The sequence below is a fragment of the Vreelandella titanicae BH1 genome (assembly GCF_000336575.1).
Classification (GTDB): Bacteria; Pseudomonadota; Gammaproteobacteria; order Pseudomonadales; family Halomonadaceae; genus Vreelandella; species Vreelandella titanicae.
Genome location: NZ_AOPO01000002.1, coordinates 49,730 through 70,583, shown reverse-complemented (window position 1 = coordinate 70,583; position 20,854 = coordinate 49,730). Strand labels below are relative to the sequence as shown.

The 20,854-nt window shown below is 55.2% G+C and carries 20 protein-coding genes; 1 reads left to right on the top strand and 19 read right to left on the bottom strand.

The features are described from left to right. Positions 1-124 precede the first annotated feature (124 nt). Both HALTITAN_RS04845 and HALTITAN_RS04840 read right to left on the bottom strand, forming a co-directional pair. Positions 125-1,051, bottom strand: coding sequence for an electron transfer flavoprotein subunit alpha/FixB family protein (locus HALTITAN_RS04845; protein ID WP_039858185.1), 927 nt, complete (start codon positions 1,049-1,051; stop codon positions 125-127). 70 nt (positions 1,052-1,121) lie between these two features. Next, positions 1,122-1,871 (bottom strand): electron transfer flavoprotein subunit beta/FixA family protein, encoded by a 750-nt coding sequence (locus HALTITAN_RS04840; protein WP_039858181.1) that lies wholly within the window; start codon positions 1,869-1,871, stop codon positions 1,122-1,124. Between the two features lie 509 nt (positions 1,872-2,380). On the opposite strand from HALTITAN_RS04840, the gene HALTITAN_RS04835 reads away from it, so the two are divergent. Continuing rightward, positions 2,381-4,045 carry an electron transfer flavoprotein-ubiquinone oxidoreductase gene (locus tag HALTITAN_RS04835; RefSeq protein ID WP_009286425.1) on the top strand — a complete coding sequence of 555 codons (1,665 nt, stop codon included), beginning with the start codon at positions 2,381-2,383 and terminating at the stop codon, positions 4,043-4,045. Between the two features lie 71 nt (positions 4,046-4,116). On the opposite strand, the gene HALTITAN_RS04830 is transcribed toward HALTITAN_RS04835, so the two are convergent. The 17 genes from HALTITAN_RS04830 to rpmF form a co-directional block, all read right to left on the bottom strand. Continuing rightward, on the bottom strand, positions 4,117-6,303 hold the full coding sequence (locus HALTITAN_RS04830; protein WP_217920567.1) for a putative bifunctional diguanylate cyclase/phosphodiesterase: 2,187 nt from the start codon (positions 6,301-6,303) through the stop codon (positions 4,117-4,119). A gap of 109 nt (positions 6,304-6,412) precedes the next feature. After that, entirely contained in the window at positions 6,413-6,850 is a 438-nt protein-coding gene (locus HALTITAN_RS04825) for a hypothetical protein (protein WP_022523865.1), read from the bottom strand. Between the two features lie 11 nt (positions 6,851-6,861). After that, positions 6,862-8,091 (bottom strand): hypothetical protein, encoded by a 1,230-nt coding sequence (locus HALTITAN_RS04820; RefSeq protein WP_009286422.1) that lies wholly within the window; start codon positions 8,089-8,091, stop codon positions 6,862-6,864. Between the two features lie 160 nt (positions 8,092-8,251). Further along, entirely contained in the window at positions 8,252-10,462 is a 2,211-nt protein-coding gene (locus HALTITAN_RS04815) for an ATP-dependent helicase (RefSeq protein WP_009286421.1), read from the bottom strand. Further along, positions 10,459-11,031, bottom strand: coding sequence for a DUF1285 domain-containing protein (locus HALTITAN_RS04810; RefSeq protein WP_027959114.1), 573 nt, complete (start codon positions 11,029-11,031; stop codon positions 10,459-10,461). The genes HALTITAN_RS04815 and HALTITAN_RS04810 overlap by 4 nt, the downstream gene beginning before the upstream one ends. Before the next feature lie 39 nt (positions 11,032-11,070). Then, on the bottom strand, positions 11,071-11,901 hold the full coding sequence (locus HALTITAN_RS04805) for a TatD family hydrolase (RefSeq protein ID WP_009286419.1): 831 nt from the start codon (positions 11,899-11,901) through the stop codon (positions 11,071-11,073). Positions 11,902-11,963: 62 nt separating this feature from the next. Next, positions 11,964-12,299, bottom strand: coding sequence for a PilZ domain-containing protein (locus tag HALTITAN_RS04800; protein WP_022523869.1), 336 nt, complete (start codon positions 12,297-12,299; stop codon positions 11,964-11,966). 52 nt (positions 12,300-12,351) lie between these two features. Further along, a complete protein-coding gene (locus HALTITAN_RS04795; RefSeq protein WP_027959113.1) occupies positions 12,352-13,338 on the bottom strand; it encodes a DNA polymerase III subunit delta' in 987 nt (328 codons plus the stop codon). Further along, a complete protein-coding gene (gene tmk / locus HALTITAN_RS04790) occupies positions 13,329-13,982 on the bottom strand; it encodes a dTMP kinase (RefSeq protein WP_022523871.1) in 654 nt (217 codons plus the stop codon). Before tmk ends, HALTITAN_RS04795 begins: the two co-directional genes overlap by 10 nt. 48 nt (positions 13,983-14,030) lie before the next feature. Next, positions 14,031-15,038, bottom strand: coding sequence for an endolytic transglycosylase MltG (gene mltG, locus HALTITAN_RS04785; RefSeq protein ID WP_022523872.1), 1,008 nt, complete (start codon positions 15,036-15,038; stop codon positions 14,031-14,033). 43 nt (positions 15,039-15,081) lie between these two features. Beyond that, positions 15,082-15,894 (bottom strand): aminodeoxychorismate lyase, encoded by an 813-nt coding sequence (gene pabC / locus HALTITAN_RS04780; RefSeq protein WP_009286416.1) that lies wholly within the window; start codon positions 15,892-15,894, stop codon positions 15,082-15,084. A 6-nt stretch (positions 15,895-15,900) separates the two neighbouring features. Further along, the gene (fabF, locus tag HALTITAN_RS04775; RefSeq protein ID WP_022523874.1) at positions 15,901-17,139 is read right to left on the bottom strand and encodes a beta-ketoacyl-ACP synthase II; all 1,239 of its coding nucleotides are present in this window, start codon (positions 17,137-17,139) and stop codon (positions 15,901-15,903) included. A gap of 192 nt (positions 17,140-17,331) precedes the next feature. Then, entirely contained in the window at positions 17,332-17,565 is a 234-nt protein-coding gene (gene acpP / locus HALTITAN_RS04770) for an acyl carrier protein (protein ID WP_008956801.1), read from the bottom strand. Between the two features lie 124 nt (positions 17,566-17,689). Further along, the gene (gene fabG / locus HALTITAN_RS04765) at positions 17,690-18,433 is read right to left on the bottom strand and encodes a 3-oxoacyl-ACP reductase FabG (protein ID WP_009286414.1); all 744 of its coding nucleotides are present in this window, start codon (positions 18,431-18,433) and stop codon (positions 17,690-17,692) included. 58 nt (positions 18,434-18,491) lie between these two features. Next, positions 18,492-19,451, bottom strand: coding sequence for an ACP S-malonyltransferase (fabD, locus tag HALTITAN_RS04760; protein ID WP_027959111.1), 960 nt, complete (start codon positions 19,449-19,451; stop codon positions 18,492-18,494). A 113-nt stretch (positions 19,452-19,564) separates the two neighbouring features. Next, complete coding sequence (gene plsX / locus HALTITAN_RS04755; protein WP_009286412.1) at positions 19,565-20,614, bottom strand: phosphate acyltransferase PlsX; 1,050 nt, start codon at positions 20,612-20,614, stop codon at positions 19,565-19,567. Positions 20,615-20,657: 43 nt separating this feature from the next. After that, entirely contained in the window at positions 20,658-20,828 is a 171-nt protein-coding gene (rpmF, locus tag HALTITAN_RS04750; protein WP_007114757.1) for a 50S ribosomal protein L32, read from the bottom strand. Positions 20,829-20,854: the final 26 nt, after the last annotated feature.

Below are 20,854 nucleotides of genomic sequence, written 5' to 3'. Positions count from 1 at the left end.
GTGGTTTTTCTTACCTTTTGCCCCAGTACTTTAGTCAACTATTGCCAGTTTACCTAATACACCCGCCAAAAAAAAAGCCGACTTCTGGCGAAGTCGGCCCACCGCTATTGAATCACGGTATTGTTTACAGCTTGCTCTCAAGTTCCGGCAGGATCTCAAACAGATCCCCCACCAGGCCGTAATCCGCCACCTGGAAAATCGGTGCTTCGTCGTCTTTATTGATCGCGACGATCACCTTGGAGTCTTTCATGCCCGCCAGGTGCTGAATGGCACCGGAAATACCCACGGCGATATACAGATCTGGGGCAACGATCTTGCCGGTCTGGCCAACCTGCATATCGTTGGGCACAAAGCCTGCGTCTACCGCGGCCCGGGAAGCACCAATGGCAGCCCCCAGCTTGTCGGCAATGCCGTCGAGCAGCTTGAAGTTTTCGCCGTTGCCCATGCCGCGGCCGCCGGAGATCACCACCTTGGCTCCGCCCAATTCGGGACGATCTGACTGCGCCAGCTCCTCTTTGACAAAGCTGGACTGGCTGTTGTCCACCACTACGTCGACGGCTTCCACCGTCGCGCTGCCGCTGGTGCCGACCGCATCAAAGCCGGTGGAACGCACGGTGATGACCTTGAGCACATCGTCGCTTTTCACCGTCGCAATGGCGTTACCGGCGTAGATCGGACGCTTAAAGGTATCGGCGCTGTCCACGGCGATAACGTCCGACAGCTGGCTAACATCTTTTAGCGCGGCTAAACGTGGCAGCACGTTTTTGCCGGTAGTGGAGGCGCTGGCCAGCACGTGGGTGTAGCCATCGGCCAGTTCGGCCAGCAGCGCGCCCATGGGCTCGGCCAGCTGGTGGGCGTAAACGGCGTTATCCGCGACGCGGACTTTGCTTACACCGTCAAGTTTGGCGGCGGCTTCGGCGGCGGCTTGAACCCCTTCACCGGCCACCAGAACGTCAATATCGCCACCGATGGCTTGGGCGGCCGCTACGACGTGGGCGGTGGCGCCGGCCAGCTGGCCTTCGTGTAGATCCGCAAGTACCAGAATGCTCATGGCATCAACTCCTTTCAAAGCTCTTTTCTTAAAGTACGGTTTTCAAAGCACTTATCTTAAAGAGCTTATCTCAAAGAACTTTGGCTTCGTTTTTCAGTTTGTCGATCAGCTCGTCTACCGAGGCGACTTTGACGCCGCCTTTGCGCTCGGCGGGCGACTCGACTTTGAGCAGACTGACCTTGGAGGCGACCTCGACGCCGTAGTCGGCGGGGGTTTTCACATCCAGCGGTTTTTTCTTGGCCTTCATGATGTCGGGCAGCTTGGCGTAGCGCGGCTCGTTGAGGCGCAGGTCGGTGGTGACAATCGCTGGCAGCGTCAGCGCAATAGTCTGCAGGCCGCCGTCGATTTCACGGGTCACATGCACCTTGTCACCGTCCACTGCAACTTCCGAGGCAAAGGTGCCTTGCGGCAGGCCGGTCAGCGCGGCGAGCATTTGGCCGGTCTGGTTGTTGTCGGTGTCGATGGCCTGCTTGCCCAGCACCACCAACCCCGGCTGCTCCTCTTCGACCACTTTGGCCAACAGCTTGGCCACGGCCAGAGATTCGGCGCGCTCGTCGGTTTCGATATGGATGGCGCGGTCTGCCCCCAGCGCCAATGCCGTACGCAGTTGCTCTTGGGCGGCTTTGGGCCCTACCGTGACGGCGACGACTTCTGTCGCCACGCCCTTCTCTTTCAGGCGTACCGCCTCTTCCACGGCAATTTCGCAGAAGGGGTTCATGGCCATTTTGACGTTGGTAAGATCGACGTCCGAATGATCCGCCTTAACGCGGATTTTGACGTTATAGTCGATGACGCGTTTCACCGCGACGAGTACTTTCATAGGTTCCTCGCTTGGCTTGTCGTAAAGCCGTTACCCTGAGACGGCACCCGCCCAGCGGATACCCCTTTTTAAGATGTGTGGTGTATTGAAGACTTACCGGCAATCGCTCAACAGCGATTCGCCTGCCCCAATACAGGCGCTGCCAACAAAAAATGGCGGCGCTTTTAAATTCAATGCATAAAATTCAATCGAGCGTTTGATAGGTGCGCAATTGAAAAACCCTCCCAATTTGCCATAGCCTGCCACAAAGCGACAATACCTAATGCTTAATCATCCACTACGGCCTTAGTCGTAGCACTGAACGAGGGTTAACAAAGCATACCGTCAATAAATGCTCCTTTCACCATCGTAGGCGTGACCTGACACAGGTATTATGCCTATCATGGGGCATAACCAGAAGCAAACGACCGTTTTAAATTAAGGCCGACTTTTTATAAGCTAGTTCCCTGGAGTTAACCTTAGATTAGCTTTGTAAACGCTGGCACTTAAAGAGAATAAGGAGAAACCGGGTGGAAACTGTTGAACGCGATGTAATGGATTTTGATGTCGTCATTGTCGGCGCGGGCCCATCCGGGCTTTCCGCCGCATGCCGACTAATGCAGCAAGCCAACGAGGCTGAGCAAGAGCTCACGGTTTGCGTCGTTGAGAAAGGCTCAGAAGTTGGCGCACATATTTTATCGGGCGCGGTCTTTGAACCTCGCGCACTGGCGGAACTGTTTCCAGATTGGGAAGAGCGCGGCGCACCGCTCAATACCCCGGCGATTCGCGATGACGTTTTCTTGCTCAAAGACGCCGAAAAAGCGCAGAAAGTGCCCAACGCCTTGGTACCTAAAAGCATGCATAACACCGGCGGCGAGCTTACCCGCTATGTAATCAGTGCAGGCAATCTGTGCCGCTGGCTGGCGGAACAGGCAGAGGGCCTCGGCGTAGAAATCTTCCCAGGCTTTGCCGCCCAAGAGGTCATTATTGAAGAAGGCGCCGTGCGCGGCATTCTGATTGGCGACATGGGTGTTGCCGCAGATGGCACCCCTAAAGATGGCCATATGCCGGGCATGGAACTACGCGCCAAATACACGCTGTTTGCCGAAGGCTCGCGGGGGCATTTGGGCAAGCGCTTAATCAAAGACTTCTCACTGGATGCAGGACGCGACCCGCAACACTACGGCATCGGCCTTAAAGAGCTGTGGGATGTGCCTGCCGACAAGCATGAGCCTGGGCTTGTGTTGCATGGTTCTGGCTGGCCATTAGATAAAAACGCTCACGGCGGCTGGTTTCTTTACCATGCGGAAAACCAGCAGGTGGTGGTGGGTTTGATTATGGATCTGGGCTACCAGAACCCGTGGCTCTCGCCCTTCGACGAATTTCAGCGTATGAAGCATCATCCGGTACTTAGTCAGTATCTGGAGGGGGGCAAGCGCGTGGCTTATGGCGCCCGGGCGATTACCAAGGGGGGCTTTAACAGCCTACCCAAAATGACCTTCCCCGGCGGGCTATTGATTGGCTGCGATGCGGGCACTCTCAACTTTTCCAAGATCAAAGGCCTGCACACCGCCATGAAGTCTGGTTTGGTTGCCGCGGAGAGCGTATTTGAGGCGATCAAAGGTGGTGATGAAGGCGCCCAGGAGCTAACGAGCTTTACCCAGAAATGGGAAGCCAGCTGGGCCTACCAAGAGCTTAAAGAGAGCGCCAGCTTCGGCCCCGCGATCCATAAATATGGCACCGTGGGCGGTGGAGCATATAATTTTGCTCACCAGTTGCTGGGCAACAAGCTGCCTAACGTCCACGACACCACCACAGACTATGGCGCCCTCAAGCCTGCAGCCGAGTTTGAAAAGATTAACTATCCCAAACCGGACGGCAAACTCTCCTTCGACAAGCCTACCTCTGTGTTTCTGTCGAACACCAACCATGAAGAGGATCAGCCGTGTCATTTGCGCCTGGACGATCCTGAGCTACCGATCCGCGAAAACCTGCCCAAATACGCAGAACCGGCGCAGCGCTACTGCCCGGCCGGTGTTTACGAAGTGGTAGAGGATAGCGCGGGCCAGCCACGCTTTCAGATCAATTTCCAAAACTGCGTGCACTGCAAAACTTGCGACATCAAAGACCCAGCGCAAAATATTACCTGGGTAGCACCAGAAGGCGGTGGCGGACCCAACTACCCTAATATGTAAAGTAGTCGGCTAAAACCTGTGCACTGCTTGCCCTACATTGGCTGTAAAAGGGTAAGCGGTGTCTGTCTGGGCTATTTCTCCCTTTGACAGCTCTCCTCTGCTGATAACGGTCTATTACTATAAAAGCCGTGAAAAGGGAGACTGGAGTGGCTGCCTATGAAATGGGACTGCTCATGAGAAGCGACCCCTTTCGCGAACACCTGCATCCCTAGACGTTTACCCAACTCAATGACCGATGACGATAACTGCTGGTCGCGACGAGTGCCTGATAAGCGCTTAACCAAAGAAGAACTTACTTTTAACGTATCGACAGGCAAAGCGTTTAAGTCAGATAAAGAAGAATACCCTGTACCAAAATCGTCAATGACTATCTTAACCCCGAGTTTTTTAATCTCGGCAAAGAGACTCGCCGTACGCTGAACATCCTGCAGCAGCATGCTCTCTGTCATTTCCAACTCAAGTAGCCAGGGATCCATTCCAGTAGTGGCTAATGCCTCCTTGATACTCTCCACAAAGCTGTTGTCGTAAAATTGGCGTGCAGAAATCTTGACCGCCATCGTTAATGCGGGAAACCCTTCTTGTTGCCACAGCATGTTTTGCCTACAGGCATTTTCGAGCACCCATTGAGCGATAGGCATGGCCAAACCGCTCTCTTCAGCCAGGGGCATGAATTGGGCGGGTTCCAGCAATCCAAGCGTTGGATGCTGCCAACGAAGCAATGCCTCCATGCCAAGCGTGCTACCTACTTCGACGTCATGCTTTGACTGGAAGAACAACCTAAACTCATGACTCACAAGCGCACGATGCAGGCCAGACTCCAAGGTTAAACGCACATCCATCTCCGCACTTAATTCATCGGTATAGAACTGGACAGTGTTTTTGCCCAGCAGCTTCGCCTGATACATCGCCATATCAGCGCTTTTCATTAATGTTTGCTCGTCAAGCCCGTCAAACGGATACAGCGAGACACCAATACTTACCGAGACATGGCACTCCTGGCCCGCTAGCATAAAGGGCTCTCTGATGGCTGAAAGAATTTTTTGGGCGATGGGCTCAATCTGGTCTCGTCGACTAACCTTACTCAAAAGGATGACAAATTCATCGCCCCCTAACCGAGCGACGACATCACTTTCACGCACCGAAGTGGTCAGTCGACTTGCTGCTTCTTGCAGGAGATGGTCTCCGGCATCGTGACCCAAGGTGTCATTGATTAACTTAAAGCGGTCAAGATCCAAGAAAAGCAGCGCGAAGGATTCACTATGGCGACCGCCAAGCTTCACGGCCTGAGTAATCAAGTGGCTCAAAAAGGCTCGATTAGGCAAATCGGTTAGCGTGTCATGGAAAGCTAAGTGTTCGACCTGCTGAGCATGTGATACACGCTCTTCCATTACCCGCCGCCGCGCCCACTGAAGTTGCCAGCTCAAACGACCGAGTATAGCCAGAATGATGAGTAGCAGGCCGCTAGTCCAACCGGCCCGCTGCCAATAGTTTCGCGCAAGCTGGTGAGCTGCGGCCAACTGCTCCTGGGCAGAGAGCCCTACCACGATCGAGAGTGGAAAATCATACAGCTCGCGCACCAGTGTGTAACGCTCAACCCCTTGCCAGTGGGTCATAAAGGGCGCACTAACAGCATCCAGTGTGCTACTTTTCCAGGCTCCTATATCCATTAACTCGCCTGAATGGATCACATCTCCAGAACGCCTGACCCGTACGATGCCATCCGCACCGACGAGTGCCAGCATGCCCTGCTGGCCCAAAGATCGAACTTCATAACTGCTCACAAAGTAATTGGCATCAATAGCGATGATGACCCAGCCTGAGCCTCCCCCTTGCGCAGATTCTTGCTCAGGCCTTAATGGCCGAGTAAAGGTAATCTGGTTAGCATCCTTTTCTCCCACGGCTAAGTAATCATCGTCCAGCATTGCTTGCGCAGGAGGCGTTAGGCGCTGCCCAAGCAGCCCAGGATCAGTGGTCTCAACAACCATGCCCTGCGAATCAACAATACTGATGGTAAAAAGCAGTGCGGGAGGCAGCAGCCGCTGCTCATTTAACACACTGAGCACGCTCGAGTGATTGCTGCTATTGGCGGTAAAACGTACTAACTTCAGTGTCGTGTCAATTTCCCTGAGGGCCCTTACAACCCTTGCTTCGTAGGTGTCGGTGATTTCACCCACGGACAGCTCTGCCTGACGCTCAATGGACATACGCTCTTTATTGACTAAAAAATAAGTACTTCCCCATATAACCAATAACATCATAAAAGCCACGATGCTGAAGAGTACCAGTGGCTCTACAAGATGATGTGACCATCGATGAATAAAGGCTCTGGATGAGCTGACCCGGCTCGGGCCTCTTGGATCATTGAGACTACTCAATTGTCACCACTCTCAAACGCTCATCAAGAAAGGAAGGGTCTATATAGCCCAGTGCTTTTGCATCACTGACTAATCGCTCTACCACTGCGCGACTATTAGCCAGCGCTTGGGGCGGCTGCCCTCGCCCGGTAAATATCTGCCTGGCCCAGTGTGCCTTGATCTGCGCAGGGGTTTGCCCCGTGTAGCGGGTGTAGAACTCACTTCTCGCTGCCGTACCTTCAGTCAGATCCAAGGGCACCACCTGTGCTCCGTTAACTATTAGCGTGCGGCGCCCTAAATAAACATCCCTTAAATCGCTGCTGGTAAGGCGAGTAAAAGGCGCCTCGGCTGATACCACCACCAATACTTCGGCTGAAGCAGGATGATAAGTCATGCTCAACATCGCCCCCAATAAGAGGCTGATTCCGGATCCAGTTAGACGTTTAAGCATGGCCACTCTCCTTAAAACACAAAGTCGAGCGAAAGGCTGAACAGGTTAATACGTCCACCTGGGGTAAACTCGGGCTGTTGATTAATCAGCCCCCCTGATGTCCCTGAGCGCATATCGATGTGATCATATTGGGCCGTAAGAGCCATACCCGGTCTGAAATCCCAGCGTGCACCAACCGTTATGCTTTCTTGCTGTATTCCGCTGGATAGTAGCTCATTCAACATCCCGTTAAGGAGCTGGGCACCTTCTGCAAAGGGCGATGGATACAGGGCAGCATTTAGCCCAGGCTCTGACGTATTGCTGGTGACTTTTGCTCGCGCCACACCTACATACGGTGTCCACTCGGCGACACGGTAACCTAACGTCATGTAGGCTCCTTCGCTCTCCCCTAACAGAGAAGGCGACGAAGAGCGTGCCCACTCGCCCATAACAAACCATGACCCAGGGTCATAACCTAACCCTAAACTCAGCAGGCTCGTACGCTTACCATCAACTTCGTAGCGGCTAGCAAGCTGTTCACCGGGTAGACCAAAGAGGCGGTAAACATCGAAAAATTGTGAGAGTTCATCTGCGCTTACTTTCAGTTCGCCGTAGCTGGCGAACAGGGTGGCATCCCCCCAATGAGTACGGTGAGAAACGCCCCAGGAATCGCTGGCGTCGATACTACCCGTTGAGTAATCAACGCTGCCACCACCAAAATTCAACTGCAATTCATTGGTAGTCTCCCCTACTGGGTATCGATAGCGCATATCAACACCGTCAAAATTAGCCACCGGCATTAGACGATAAACTTCTTGCGGAGGCCGCACCCATGGAGTGGCGTAATTAACTTTACGATGTTCAGAAGCCATGAATGAGCTCTGCACCATACGCCCAACGCGGAAACTAAGATTAGGGGTAATGTCGTATTGAACATTCGCCCATTCAATCTCAGGTGCGTAAGAGCCGTCATACCGCTTCTCGCTGACTACTTGAACAACCGAGGACAGTTTAGGCGTGAGATGCAGCGTAGCTTGAAGCCCTAAGCGGCTATCAACTTCTGCGCTCCAATCATGGCTGTATCCAGCACCTTGTGAAGCAAAAGGGTCATTAATGAAGTCAGCATTTTGCTCGTCAGAGTGAACGACCCCCAGCGTGCCAAAACCATTGAATTCAAGATTAGGTAGGGAGTTATCAGCAAGCAAGGCGCCGCTTTGGGTAACGATCAAAATGGCGCAAAGCCAAGTGACTTGCCTTACCATGCTCGTTCCCTATTTCATTAGTTATATACTATGAGCTGCTGAGTATTAACTCGGTAGAAGTGTGGGTATTAAATCGGCAGGGCGATGCTAAGTCAAACAGCTCTAAAGCTTAATTTGAGTTCAAATGTGAAAGAGTGTGTACTATTAGAAAATCAATGACTTACCCAGCAAGCGTTGAGCCATTTTCGAGTAGCTCAATGGGTGCGCGGCGGGCAATGAGTCGCCTTCGCCCTGCCTGATCAAAACGCACATCAATGACCGGGTCGCTGGCGCTTCCCTCCACCGCCGCCACTTCGCCTACGCCAAATACCGCGTGATGAAGCCGTTGACCAGGGTAGAAATTCGCCTCTGCTGAATAACCTGCTTTGACCTCATCAACCTGTGCCGGCGCAAGCGCAATATCGTCTCGCCCCAGCCGCATCAGATAGCGTTCAACCAGGCCCACCGATGTCACTTGCAGGGTCGCCGCGGGCGCACTGGTACTGGCCAAGCAGGAGGCAACCCGCATGCTATCCTGCCAGGCGCTTTCGGCAATAAAGCGACTCGGCCGGTGCACGCCCCCATCATGAAGCACTAATAGCTGCTCCTGGGCGCGGGTAATTGCCACGTAGAAGAGCCGCCGCTCCTCCTCAAGCCGCTCATCGCTGAGCGGGTTATCGCGGCTATAGTGAGGAAAGTCTTCTTCGTTAACACCGACTACCGCTACCAGTGGCCACTCCAGCCCTTTGGCCCCGTGCACAGTGCTAATCAGCACACCACCCGCCTGATTTTCTACCGGGCGCTCAAGAAGTTCGATAAAGGCATCCGGGTCTTGCACGCTTTGCGCTTGTTCGATCAGCACGTCAAGTAAGCGCACATCCTCTTCGCCTTTATCCCGCCGCGCTGCCGCACGCTTAAGCGTTTTTTCAGCATCAATGCTTTCCACCACATGGCGTAGCAACTTCGCGGGTGGCCATGCACTCAGCTGTGGCAACTCACAAAGCAGCAGCCAGCGCTTTTTCAGCGTGCGCCTCTGGATCGGCTTTAACGCCGTTAACATGGCGTCATGCCGCTCGGGCCACTGCTGAGTAGTCGCCAGTTGGTGCGCCAAGCGCTGAAGCCGCTCACGGGCAACGAAGGGGGTCGGCTGTGAAAGCAGCAGTAACAGTTGCTGCGGGTCGCGAAGAAGATCTGGACGACGCGACAGCTTTAAATAGCCCGCCAAGGCCTGCACCAGCGGCAGACGAAACACAAAACGATCCTCGCGCTGAAGCCGAAATGGAATCCCTGCTTGTAGCAGCGCCAGTTGAAACGGCACCGAAAGCGCCCAACTCCGTACCAGCAAACTAGCTTCGTTAAACGCTCGTCCCTGGGCCTGCCAGTCCATCAACGCATCAAGTAGCAAACGGCTCCCCTGCCCGACTGAGACGCGGGTCTCCGGGTTATTAGCCGCTGCAAGGCATAGCTGATTAGGACGCCGCTGGTTAGCGGCAATGGCATGGTTAGCAGCCAGCGCCAACGCATGACCGTGCCGGAAGGTGGTTGATAGTGGGTAATCGGTCGCTTCGCCAAAGGTGGCGGCGAAATTTTCCAGCATGGTGTCGGGCTTGGCACCGCGCCACTCGTAAATACACTGGTTGGCATCGCCAACTGCCATTACCTCGGCACGAGTGCCCACCAACACAGATAAAAGTCGCTGCTGTGCGGCGTTAATATCCTGATACTCATCAATAATGACATGGTCGAGGAACCCTTCGACGCGACCACGTAAAGCACTATCTGCTTCTAGCGCCAACAGCGGACGATAAAGCAGATCGGCATAAGTCATCACGCCTTCCGCTTCCAATAGCCTCTCTGCTTCGGCAAACGCCGCTGGGAAATAGTCGGTGTCTGGATCAAAATTCAGCCGCTCATAGAGCGCCTCTGGGGTGATCATTTCTGCTTTAACCAAGCCGCAAAAGTGGGCTAAGGTTTCTAGCCGATCCCCTTCCAGAGCAGCATCTCGGCGCTCAACGGCATCACGCAGTACATTAATACTTGCCTGACGAAGCAGCCTCTCTAATTGCCAATCGGCGGATAATAGCTGGCGCGGCGCTAGCGCCCCCCAGCGGCATAAGCTTTGAGTCAAGCGGTGCCCCAGGGAGTGGAAGGTGCGGACATCGGGCAATGCCTGCCCGGCAGGTGCCATTGCGGCTAAACGACGCTGAAAATCATCCTTTGCTGAGCGGTTAAACATCAGCACTAAAATACGTTTTGGCGGTACACCGCTGGCCAATAGATGCAGCACCCGAGCGGCCATGGTGGTGGTTTTGCCTGCCCCGGCCACCGCTGCCACGCGCGCATGCCCGGCCTGATGATTAACAACAGCTTGCTGTTCAGCAGTTAACTTCACGGCGCCTCGCCAAGTAATTCATCATCCACCTGACCCAGCGCAAACCACTGACCGGCACTCGTTAGCCCCAGTTCACTCTTGCCACCGGCCACATCACGGCTTTCAGCCGCCTCAACCAACTGGTAATAGACATTGCGGTGCAAGCGGGCAGCTAGCCCAAAACGCACTGGCAGCTGTGGCACCGCCTCACCTTGGGGGGTTGAGGTGACGGTGAGCGGATGCTCGGCATCTAAGCGAACAACGTCGTCAAACTGGGTGGTAAACCACCAGGCACCGTCACGGAAGTCAGCCTCTACCGCCACCAATGGCAGGTCTTCGACCTTTATTCGCCAGCGCTCTACCGGCGTAACCAGGCAGTAACCCTCGTCATCCAGGCGCAGCAGCGTTGCCAATAGGCGTGCCACCTTGGGTCGGGCAAACGGCTGACCTTCGTGCGACCAGCGACCATCGGCGTGAATGATGATGTTCATATCGCCAGAGAGCGCAGGCTGCCACTCATCGAGTGGAGGAATAGCGCCAGTGCGCCCTTCATCTCCATTACCTTGCTGCAGCAATCGATCAATATTCATCTCACCCACCTCGCTTGAGCGTATTCAAGGCACTTCAGGCTATAGAAGCCCTGAGTGGGCCAACGCCTCTTTAACGTGTTCCGGGGCATCGGGAGCGGCGGCACGAAAAAGCTGATAAAAGTTAGCGGTCGTCTGCATGGCCACTTCATCGACACTGATACCTCGCTCCTTGGCGATGCACTCAGCTACTTGCACCACCCACGCGGGCTCATTGGGCTTGCCGCGATGAGGAACGGGTGCTAGATAAGGGCTATCGGTCTCAATCAGCAGGCGATCCAGCGGCAGTTGACGGGCAAGTTCACGCAGCGGAGCGGCGTTTCGAAAAGTAATAATGCCAGACAGCGAGATATAAAAACCCAGCCGCACCGCTTCACGGGCCATCGCCAAGTCTTCAGTAAAACAGTGTAATACACCGCCCACTCGCGGGTCGCTATATTCACGTAGCAAGGCCAAGGTTTCCTCTTTGGCTTCGCGGGTATGAATAATCACCGGCAGTTCTAACTCACGCGCGGCGATTAAGTGACGCTTGAAGCGCTCGTGCTGAATCTCGATAGGTACGCTGTCGCGATAGTGGTAATCCAGGCCAGTTTCGCCGATTGCCACCGCACCATACTGCTCAGCGGTGTCTTTTATATCGGCAACGCTGGGTTCATTCTCACTGTGGTGCAGGGGGTGCAAACCAGCGGAAATCGCCACATCGTGATGTTCGCGTGAAATGGCCGCAAGCTGCGGCATGTCTTCTAGGGTAACCGCTACAGCAAGAAATTGGCTGACATGGGCAGCGCGGGCGGCGGCCAAAGTGGCGGCAATATCGCCCCCATGGGTCTGGTCGGATAAACGATCTAAGTGACAGTGTGAATCAACAAACATACGGTTCTCAACAAATAGGTCAAAACAGGTAGGCCATAACGACTGGATCAGAAAAATGGCATTCAGAGCGTGAACGATGGAGCTGCTTTATCTAATTGACCGGCAAGCAGCGCCTCAATGCGGTCACGCACGGGATAGTCCTGCTGGCTGAAGTGAAGGCCAATGCCTGGCATACGGCGGCCACTCACCCCCTCTGGAGATACCCACACCACCTGGCCGGTAATTGAAAGGCGCTCGCTTTCACCCGGCAGCGTAAGCAGCAAAAACACTTGCTGGCCAAGTGCGTAAGGGGTTTGAGTAGGTACAAAAATCCCCCCGCGATCCAGAAAAGGCATATACGCGGAAAGCAGTGTCGGAACATCCGGAACGGTAAGAGAGAGCGCTTTCTGAGCTGCCATGACGACCTCGCTGCACTGTTTTGAACAGCCGTGGGGGATTGAATAAACACCACTATGAACGCAGCAGCGCCGCCCAGCGCACCAGCCATGCTTCAAGCACTAGCTGAGGATTGGGGTTTGCCCCCACCGCCAACAACCGTCGCTGCTCGCGGGCATAATCGAGCAGGCGAAACCAATCCTGAACACGACCATTTTTCACCGCCTGGCGGTAGAGCGGTTCTAAATCAGGGTTATGCAACACCGCCGCCTCCCCAGACAAACCTAGACGAATCAGGTCTTCCAGCCAGGCGATACCGTACCACAAGATGGCATCAATCGCCTGGCGATCCAGACGGGCCGCCTCTGAAACGGGCTCGGCCCCGCGCACCAGCTGTTCGAAACTGTCGTGAATTTGATGGCGTAAAGCGCGCTCTTCGGGCGCTGCCAGCTCCACGGCGAGCAGTGGTAGCCCACCCGCTACCTGCCACCAGAAGTAGGCTTCGTCAGTGCTGCCCAATTGCTCAATCAACCAACCACGACACGCCTCAAAGGCAACGCTGGGTAGTGACCACTGCTGACAGCGCGAACGGATCGTCGCCAGCACCCGCGACGGCACGTCGGAAAGCAGAATAAACAGGGTTTTGTCACCGGGCTCTTCAAGGCTTTTGAGCAGCGCATTGGCGGCGGCAACGTTCATTGCCTCGGCGGGGGAAACCACAATCACTCGATAACCGCCCTGCTGAGCCGTTTGCGACACAAAGCGATTAACCTCGCGGATAGGGTCAATGCGGATTTGGCGCTTTCCCTCTTCTGGTGAAACCCGCAGCAGATCCGGGTGATAGCCCGATTCCAGCATCGAGCAGCTATGGCAATGGCCACAGGCTTGATCAGCGGGCGAGGCGCATAGCGTTCGGGCAATTAACGCCTCCGCTAACTGCTGCTTACCCACGCCGTGGGCGCCGTGAATTAACAACGCGTGGGGCATCCGTCCACCATCAGCCAAGCGGGTCAAATGCTGCCAGGTGGCTTGGTGCCACGGCATTACGCCGGTTAACGCCATGCCGCGACCTTTGTTAATAGGACTTGTCGGATTTGGCTTTGTACCTTATCCAGTGTGTATTGTGCATCGATCACCGCAAAGCGCTCGGGCGCTTCTTCCGCTCGTGCCAAATAGCCATCCCGCACAGCCTGGAAAAAGTCAGCCTGCTCCTGTTCAAAACGATCAAGCTGCTCATGGCGATCACGCAGGCGCGACTCTAAGCGTTGTCTTGCAGCCTCTTTGGGCATATCGAGCAGTAGGGTTAAATCGGGAGAGAGCCCCTGCTGAACAAAATTCTCCAGCACGGCGATACGCTCCTTGGGAATGCCCCGCCCCCCGCCCTGATAGGCAAAGGTGGCATCGGTAAAGCGATCACACACTACCCACGCCCCTCTTGCCAAGGCGGGGAGTATTTTTTCCGCCAAGTGCTGCGCTCGCGCGGCGAACATTAGCAGCAGCTCAGCGTCGACATGTAGCGGCTCTTGGGGGACAGGATCCAGTAACAGTGCGCGAATAGCTTCACCACGAACGGTGCCGCCCGGCTCGCGGGTACGCACCACTTCCAACCCCTGGGCCTCCAAACACTCGGCCACAAAGCCCACATTGGTGGATTTACCCACACCTTCGCCGCCTTCCAGCGTAATGAAGCGTCCACGCTTACTCATCATGCTCCCTTACAGTGGTCATCAATCATGGGTGATGTGTCATGGCGATTAGCGATTGCGGATATAGCGATTAACGGCATTGTTATGCTCCCGCAGCGTACGCGAGAAATGGTGCGTGCCATCGCCACGGGAAACGAAATAGAGCGTTTCGCCAGGCAGTGGATTCACCGCTGCCTCCAAGGAGGCACGCCCAGGCATGGCAATCGGCGTGGGCGGTATGCCGTCAATGACGTAAGTGTTATAGGGCGTGGCCTCGCGAATATCGGCGCGGGTAATTCGCCCTTCATAACGCTCCCCCATACCGTAAATAATCGTCGGGTCGGTTTGCAGGCGCATGCCCTGCTCCATGCGGCGCTTGAACACACCGGCAATTTCGCGCCGCTCCTCGGGCGCACCGGTTTCCCGCTCGATCAAGGAGGCCATAATCAGCGCTTCGTAGGGGGAGTCAATGGTTAGGTCGTCCGCGCGCTCCTCCCACACCTCTTCCAAAATGCGCTCCATCCGCTCCAATGACTGGCGCAGGATATCGACATCGCTCATACCCAGATGATAGCGATAGGTATCGGGAAAGAACCAGCCCTCGGGAAAGGTGCCTTCTCGATCGAGTAACGTCATCACCTCTGCATCGCTCAACTCCGCCGTGCGGTGGTCGAGTTTCGGCGCCGCATTGAGTAATTCGCGCATCTGCCGAAAAGACCACCCCTCAGGAATGGTCAGCGAGTAGGTAACCACCTTATTGCTACCCAGCAGTGCCATCATTTCCAGACCGCTCATATTCGGCAATAGCTGATACTCGCCGGTACGCAGTTGCGGCACGCGTTCCGGCTCGACCCGCGCTAGCAAGCGAAACGCCCAAGCATCCTCCAGCACGCCCTGCTCTTCCAATTGCGCCACGACCTGATTAAAGCCCGCACCAGAGGGCACTTGGTAAAGCATTGGCTCATCGAGCGCTAGCGGTGCCTCTAATCGGCTCTGCCAATAGAAATAACCGCCTGCTGCACTTGCAGCCCCAACCACTACTAACACCAATAAAGCGGTTAATAACCGTTTCACCATGACACCTCTAAAAAATTGCAGAGCGATATCTAAACACTGGCGTTTAAACAACGCCCAATAGCTGATGTGCCAAACGCTGGAACGGGTCAGGCTGACTCAGAGGCCAGCGCTGCAGCAGTGAACCATCCGCGGCAAGCAAGGTGGTAACAGGCCATACACCCTGAACAGAGTTGGCCACCCATAGCCGCTCGACATCAGCAAGTTGATGAAGCGTCAGCGACGCCTGAGCGACGGCACCGTGTTCAAGCAATGCAGCACGCAACGTGCCAGCCACACCGCACTGGTCAAGGAGAGGCGTTAACACTTTTCCCGCCTGCTGCCAAAAAACATTCATGCTGGTGGCTTCTACCACAAGGCCTTCACTGTCGGCGAGCAATCCTTCGGCAATAGTGGCATCGCCCCACTCTTGGCGGGCCAGTACGTTTTCCAGTCGATTTAGGTGCTTGATACCTGCCAACCGAGGCTGACGGGCCAGCCGCAAATCGCAAAGCCGCACTGTCACGCCTTCCTGCCAGCGCTTAACCGACGGTTGAAACGGCGTTCGACGACTGAGCAGCCGCGGCGTGATCTGATCGGGCTGGGCATAGCCACGCCCGCCACTGCCTCGGGTCAGTATCAGCTTAAGCACTTCGAACTCAGCAGTGGGATCGCCTTGCCAAGTGGCGTCAAGGGCCTCCTGGCAAGGTAACGGTAGCCCCAGGCGATGACAACCTTGTGCCAGACGCTCCCTGTGATAGCGCCATAGCACCGGCTTTCCCGTACGTAATAGCACCGTTTCAAACAGACCATCACCATACGCCAGCCCACGATCATCAAACGGCACAGATTGATCATCACATAACGTAGGCGTCAGCATCGCTAACTACACCTTCTTAAATAGCAGCGAGCCGTTGGTACCACCAAAACCGAAGGAATTTGAAAGCGCCATATCAATGCGCATATCCCTCGCAGTATGCGGCACATAGTCCAGATTGCAGCCTTCCTGCGGGTTATCCAGATTAATCGTGGGCGGCGCGACCTGATCACGAATAGCCAGAATACTAAACACCGCCTCTACCGCACCGGCGGCGCCCAACAGGTGGCCAATCATCGATTTGGTGGAGCTCACTGCCACGCTGCTTGCAGCGCCACCCAAGACGTTCTCAATGGCACGACTTTCGGCCAGATCGCCTGCCGCAGTGGAGGTACCATGGGCGTTGATGTAGTGAACCGAAGAAACGTCAACCTGGGCATCTTTAATCGCATTGCGCATGGAGAGCGCTGCGCCACGTCCATCTTCCGGCGGTGAAGTCATGTGATAAGCATCATCGCTCATACCAAAGCCCACCAGCTCGGCGTAGATATTGGCACCCCGCGCCTTGGCGTGCTCATACTCCTCAAGCACCAGCACACCGGCACCATCGGATAACACGAAACCATCACGGTCGGTATCCCAAGGGCGGCTTGCCGCTTGTGGATCGTCATTACGCGTAGAGAGCGCGCGAGCCGCAGAAAAACCACCCAGGCCCAGCGGCGTGGTGGCCATTTCAGCCCCACCACAGATCATCACGTCCGCATCGCCATAGGCGATGGTGCGTGCGCTATAACCAATATTATGAGTACCGGTGGTGCAGGCAGTCGTAATGGCAATGTTCGGGCCTCTGAAGCCGTGCTGAATCGCCATATTGCCCGAAATCATATTGATGATAGAGCCCGGCACGAAGAATGGCGATATCTTGCGAGCGCCACCTTTGTTGAGTGCGTTGTGGTTATGCTCAATCATGGGTAGGCCACCAATGCCTGAGCCGATAGCCACACCGATGCGATCGGCATTCTCTTCGGTGCACTCAATCCCCGAATCTTCTACCGCTTGGGCGCCCGCCGCCATTCCGTACTGAATAAACAGATCCATCTTGCGGGCATCTTTAGGATTCAGATACGGGCTAATATCAAAGTTTTTGATCGACCCACCAAAACGAGTGTTAAAACCGCTGGTGTCGAAATGCTCAATAGGCGTAATACCGCTTTTACCGGCCACAATGTTGGCCCACGACTCATCAACGCTATTACCCACTGGGGTCACCAGGCCTAACCCAGTTACCACTACCCTTTTCCGTGCCATCAGCTTTCCTCCAGGCATCCATGGTGACGCGACCCACTTGGGTCATTTGCTGCTTAAATTTGGTCAACAGTATAACGGAGATTGAACGTTATAAGCATTGTGGCAGCAAAGCAAAAAAGCCGTCCTGGAAAAGGACGGCTTTTAAGGCGGGTGGCTAGCACCCCACCCTGGTTCGATGCATCGACGCAGCCCTTACTGGTGGGCGTTCACGTAATCGATGGCTTCTTGAACCGTGGTGATCTTCTCAGCTTCTTCATCGGGAATTTCAGTATCGAATTCCTCTTCCAAAGCCATGACCAGCTCAACGGTGTCGAGCGAATCAGCACCCAAGTCTTCTGTAAAAGAAGAGCTGTTTTGGATGTCTTCTTCTTTAACGTTCAGGCGCTCTGCTACAACTTTCTTAACGCGCTCTTCAATAGTACTCATTAACGTACTCCAGTCGTTCACATTAGCCGTTTTTGATAACCAGCTATTTGGAAACCGCAAGCCAAAAGCTGCGGGGTAGTTTATAGACGCCCTTGGGTAGACGCAACCGCCAAGCCCAAGGCCATCAACGCATATTCATGCCGCCATTCACGTGAAGCGTCTCGCCAGTGATATAACCGGCTGCATCACTGGTCAAAAAACCCACTGCTGCGGCGATCTCTTCCGGCGCCCCTAAACGGGCCAGCGGAATTTGCTTAAGCAGCATTTCGTGCTGTGCTTCAGGTAGCGCTTCGGTCATATCAGTCGCAATAAAGCCCGGTGCCACTGCGTTAACCGTAATCGCACGAGAGGAGACCTCACGCGCTAGCGCGCGGCTAAAACCTTCCATACCGGCCTTAGCTGCAGCATAGTTAGTTTGGCCCAGGTTGCCCATGGTTGCCACTACAGAACTAATCGACACAATACGCCCAAACCGCGCCTTGGTCATACCCCGTAAACACGCCTTGCTAACGCGATAGACAGATTTCAGATTGGTATCCATGACGGAATCCCACTCATCTTCTTTCATGCGCATCAGCAGATTATCACGCGTGATACCCGCGTTGTTGACCAAAATAGTCGGCGCACCAAAGCGCTCAGTAATCGTTTTCAATACGCTATCGATACTGGCCTGGTCGGTCACGTTAAGACATAGACCTGCCCCTTCAATGCCGTGCTCTTTCAAATCGGCATCAATTTTTTCAGCGCCAGACTCACTGGTCGCGGTGCCAATGACGATACGGCCCTGGCGACCTAGCTCGCGAGCAATGGCCTGACCAATACCACGACTCGCCCCTGTTACCAGGGCAACTCTACTCTCTTGTGTCATAACGTTCTGCCTCTAACCGTGTAATCAAGCAAGGATAGTGGATTGCAATCTCTCTTGGTCACGCCTTATCAGCCAAGGTTTCACGCGCCAGCTCAAGCGCAGCTTCCAAACTATCAGGATCATTCACCGCCAATCCCTTGCTACCCTTCACGATACGCTTATTGAGGCCAGTCAACACCTTTCCTGGCCCGCACTCAATGAACACCTCCACGCCTTGATCCGCCATGGATTCAACACAGGCGCTCCAACGCACCGGCTGATAGAGCTGCTCGACTAGCCGCGTGCTCAATGTCGCGGTATCGGCATGGGCCTGGGCATCGACGTTTTGGATGACACTGTAGCGCGGCGCCCGCAGCTCGATAGTTTGTATCGCCTCTGCCAGGCGCTCGGCCGCAGGGCGCATCAATGCACAGTGCGAAGGCACGGAAACCGGCAATGCCATGGCACGCCTGGCACCGGCCTCCTGGCAAGCAACAATAGCTCGCTCAACGGCTACTTTAGAGCCCGCTATCACCACTTGCCCTGGGGAATTGTAGTTGACCGCTGAAACAACGTCGCCCTGGGCAGCCTTTTCACAGGCGGCTTCAACCGCATCGTCTGCCAAGCCCAGGATCGCCGCCATGCCGCCTTCGCCAGCAGGCACTGCCGCCTGCATGGCTTCTCCGCGCAGACGTACCAAGTTGACGCCTTCGGCAAAGCTCATGACGCCTGCGCACACCATAGCGCTGTATTCGCCTAGGCTATGGCCCGCCATCACTGTCGGCCGCGGCCCTTCCAGTTCTTGCCACACACGCCAAATGGCGACGCTGGCAGAAAGCAGCGCAGGCTGGGTGCAAGCGGTTGCATTAAGCGACTCTTCGGGACCTTCTTGGACGACTTTCCACAAATCGTAGCCCAAAGCATCCGACGCTTCCTCAAATGTCGTTCCCACCACACTATAGCGCTCGGCAAGCTCTCGCAGCATTCCAAGCTGCTGAGAGCCTTGCCCGGGAAAAATGAGGGCAAGGGGTTGAGACATGTCGTTCACCTTTGCTCTTGTAGGCATTTGCTCATATGAGCGATAGGCGAGGTTATTGGCACATCCTGATGCCACCTATAAACCCGCAAAAAAGTTAAATCGTTATTATCTGATCATGGCTGGCCTGTGCCATCGTTTTCACTTGATGGCGCTTGCCAGCGGCCTGCGATCCGCGCAGGTAAGTTATGTTCTACTTCCTGCAGGGCGCGATGAATAGCGTAGTAAAACCCATCGGCATGAGTACTGCCGTGACTTTTCACTACGATACCGCGCAACCCCAATAAACTGGCCCCGTTGTAGCGCACGGGATCAAGCTCTTGCTTTAAGCGCTTTAACACAGGCTTGGCCAGTAGGCTTGCCAAACGACCACTTAGGCGCGACTCAAACGCCATCTGCACGCGTTCAACCAACATACTCGTCAAACCTTCGCTCGCCTTGAGGACAGCGTTGCCCACAAAGCCATCACACACCACCACATCAAGCTGGCCTTTAAACAGGTCGCCACCCTCAGCATAGCCTTGATAGTCGAAAGCACTACCACTGGCATACTCGCGCAGCAGACGATCAGCCTCACGTACGCTCACACTCCCCTTGGTGGCTTCAGCGCCAACGTTGAGTAGCGCCACGCGCGGCACCGCAGTGCCATCGATACACTGCGCCATCGCCGCCCCCATCAGTGCAAAATCGACCAGTCGATGGGCAGGGGAATCCACGTTGGCGCCTAAGTCCAGCAAATAGCAGCGGCGCCCTTGGCGGGCTGGGATCGCGGTACTGATTGCCGGACGGGAAATCCCCTCGACCATCCCCAGTTCGCGCCTTGCCAAGGCAACAAGCGCTGCCGTATTGCCTGCGCTGACACCAGCCACAGCTTCACCCTGGGCGACACACTGCAGCATGTGCGCCATGCTCGTTGCCTCGCCTCTGCGCAACGCCCAGGCCGCTGTTGACCCCGGCATTACGCTATCGGGCGAATCACGCGCCACCAAACGTGACGTTGCCGCAGCCAGAGGCTGCGGCAAGCGCGAAAGCTCAGCAATAATCTGCTGACGCGGGCCAAACAGAACCAGCTCAAGACCGGGGTGTTCTAACACCGCCCTTGCGGAGCCTGCGATAATCGCATGAGGGCCTTGGTCACCCCCCATCACATCAATCGCTAAGCGCATACCGCACTGAGTCCGTTTAGCCGCTTAGTAATGCAATTGAGGCTTATACCTCAACCACTTTACGACCACGGTAGAAACCGTCTGGAGAAACGTGGTGACGCAGGTGAGTCGTACCAGTTTCTTTGTCCTGAGACAGAGTCGGAGCGGTCAGCGCATCGTGGCTGCGACGCATGCCGCGCTTGGAACGAGTTTTACGGTTCTGTTGAACTGCCATGGGGGTTTACTCCAAGGTATTTAAGG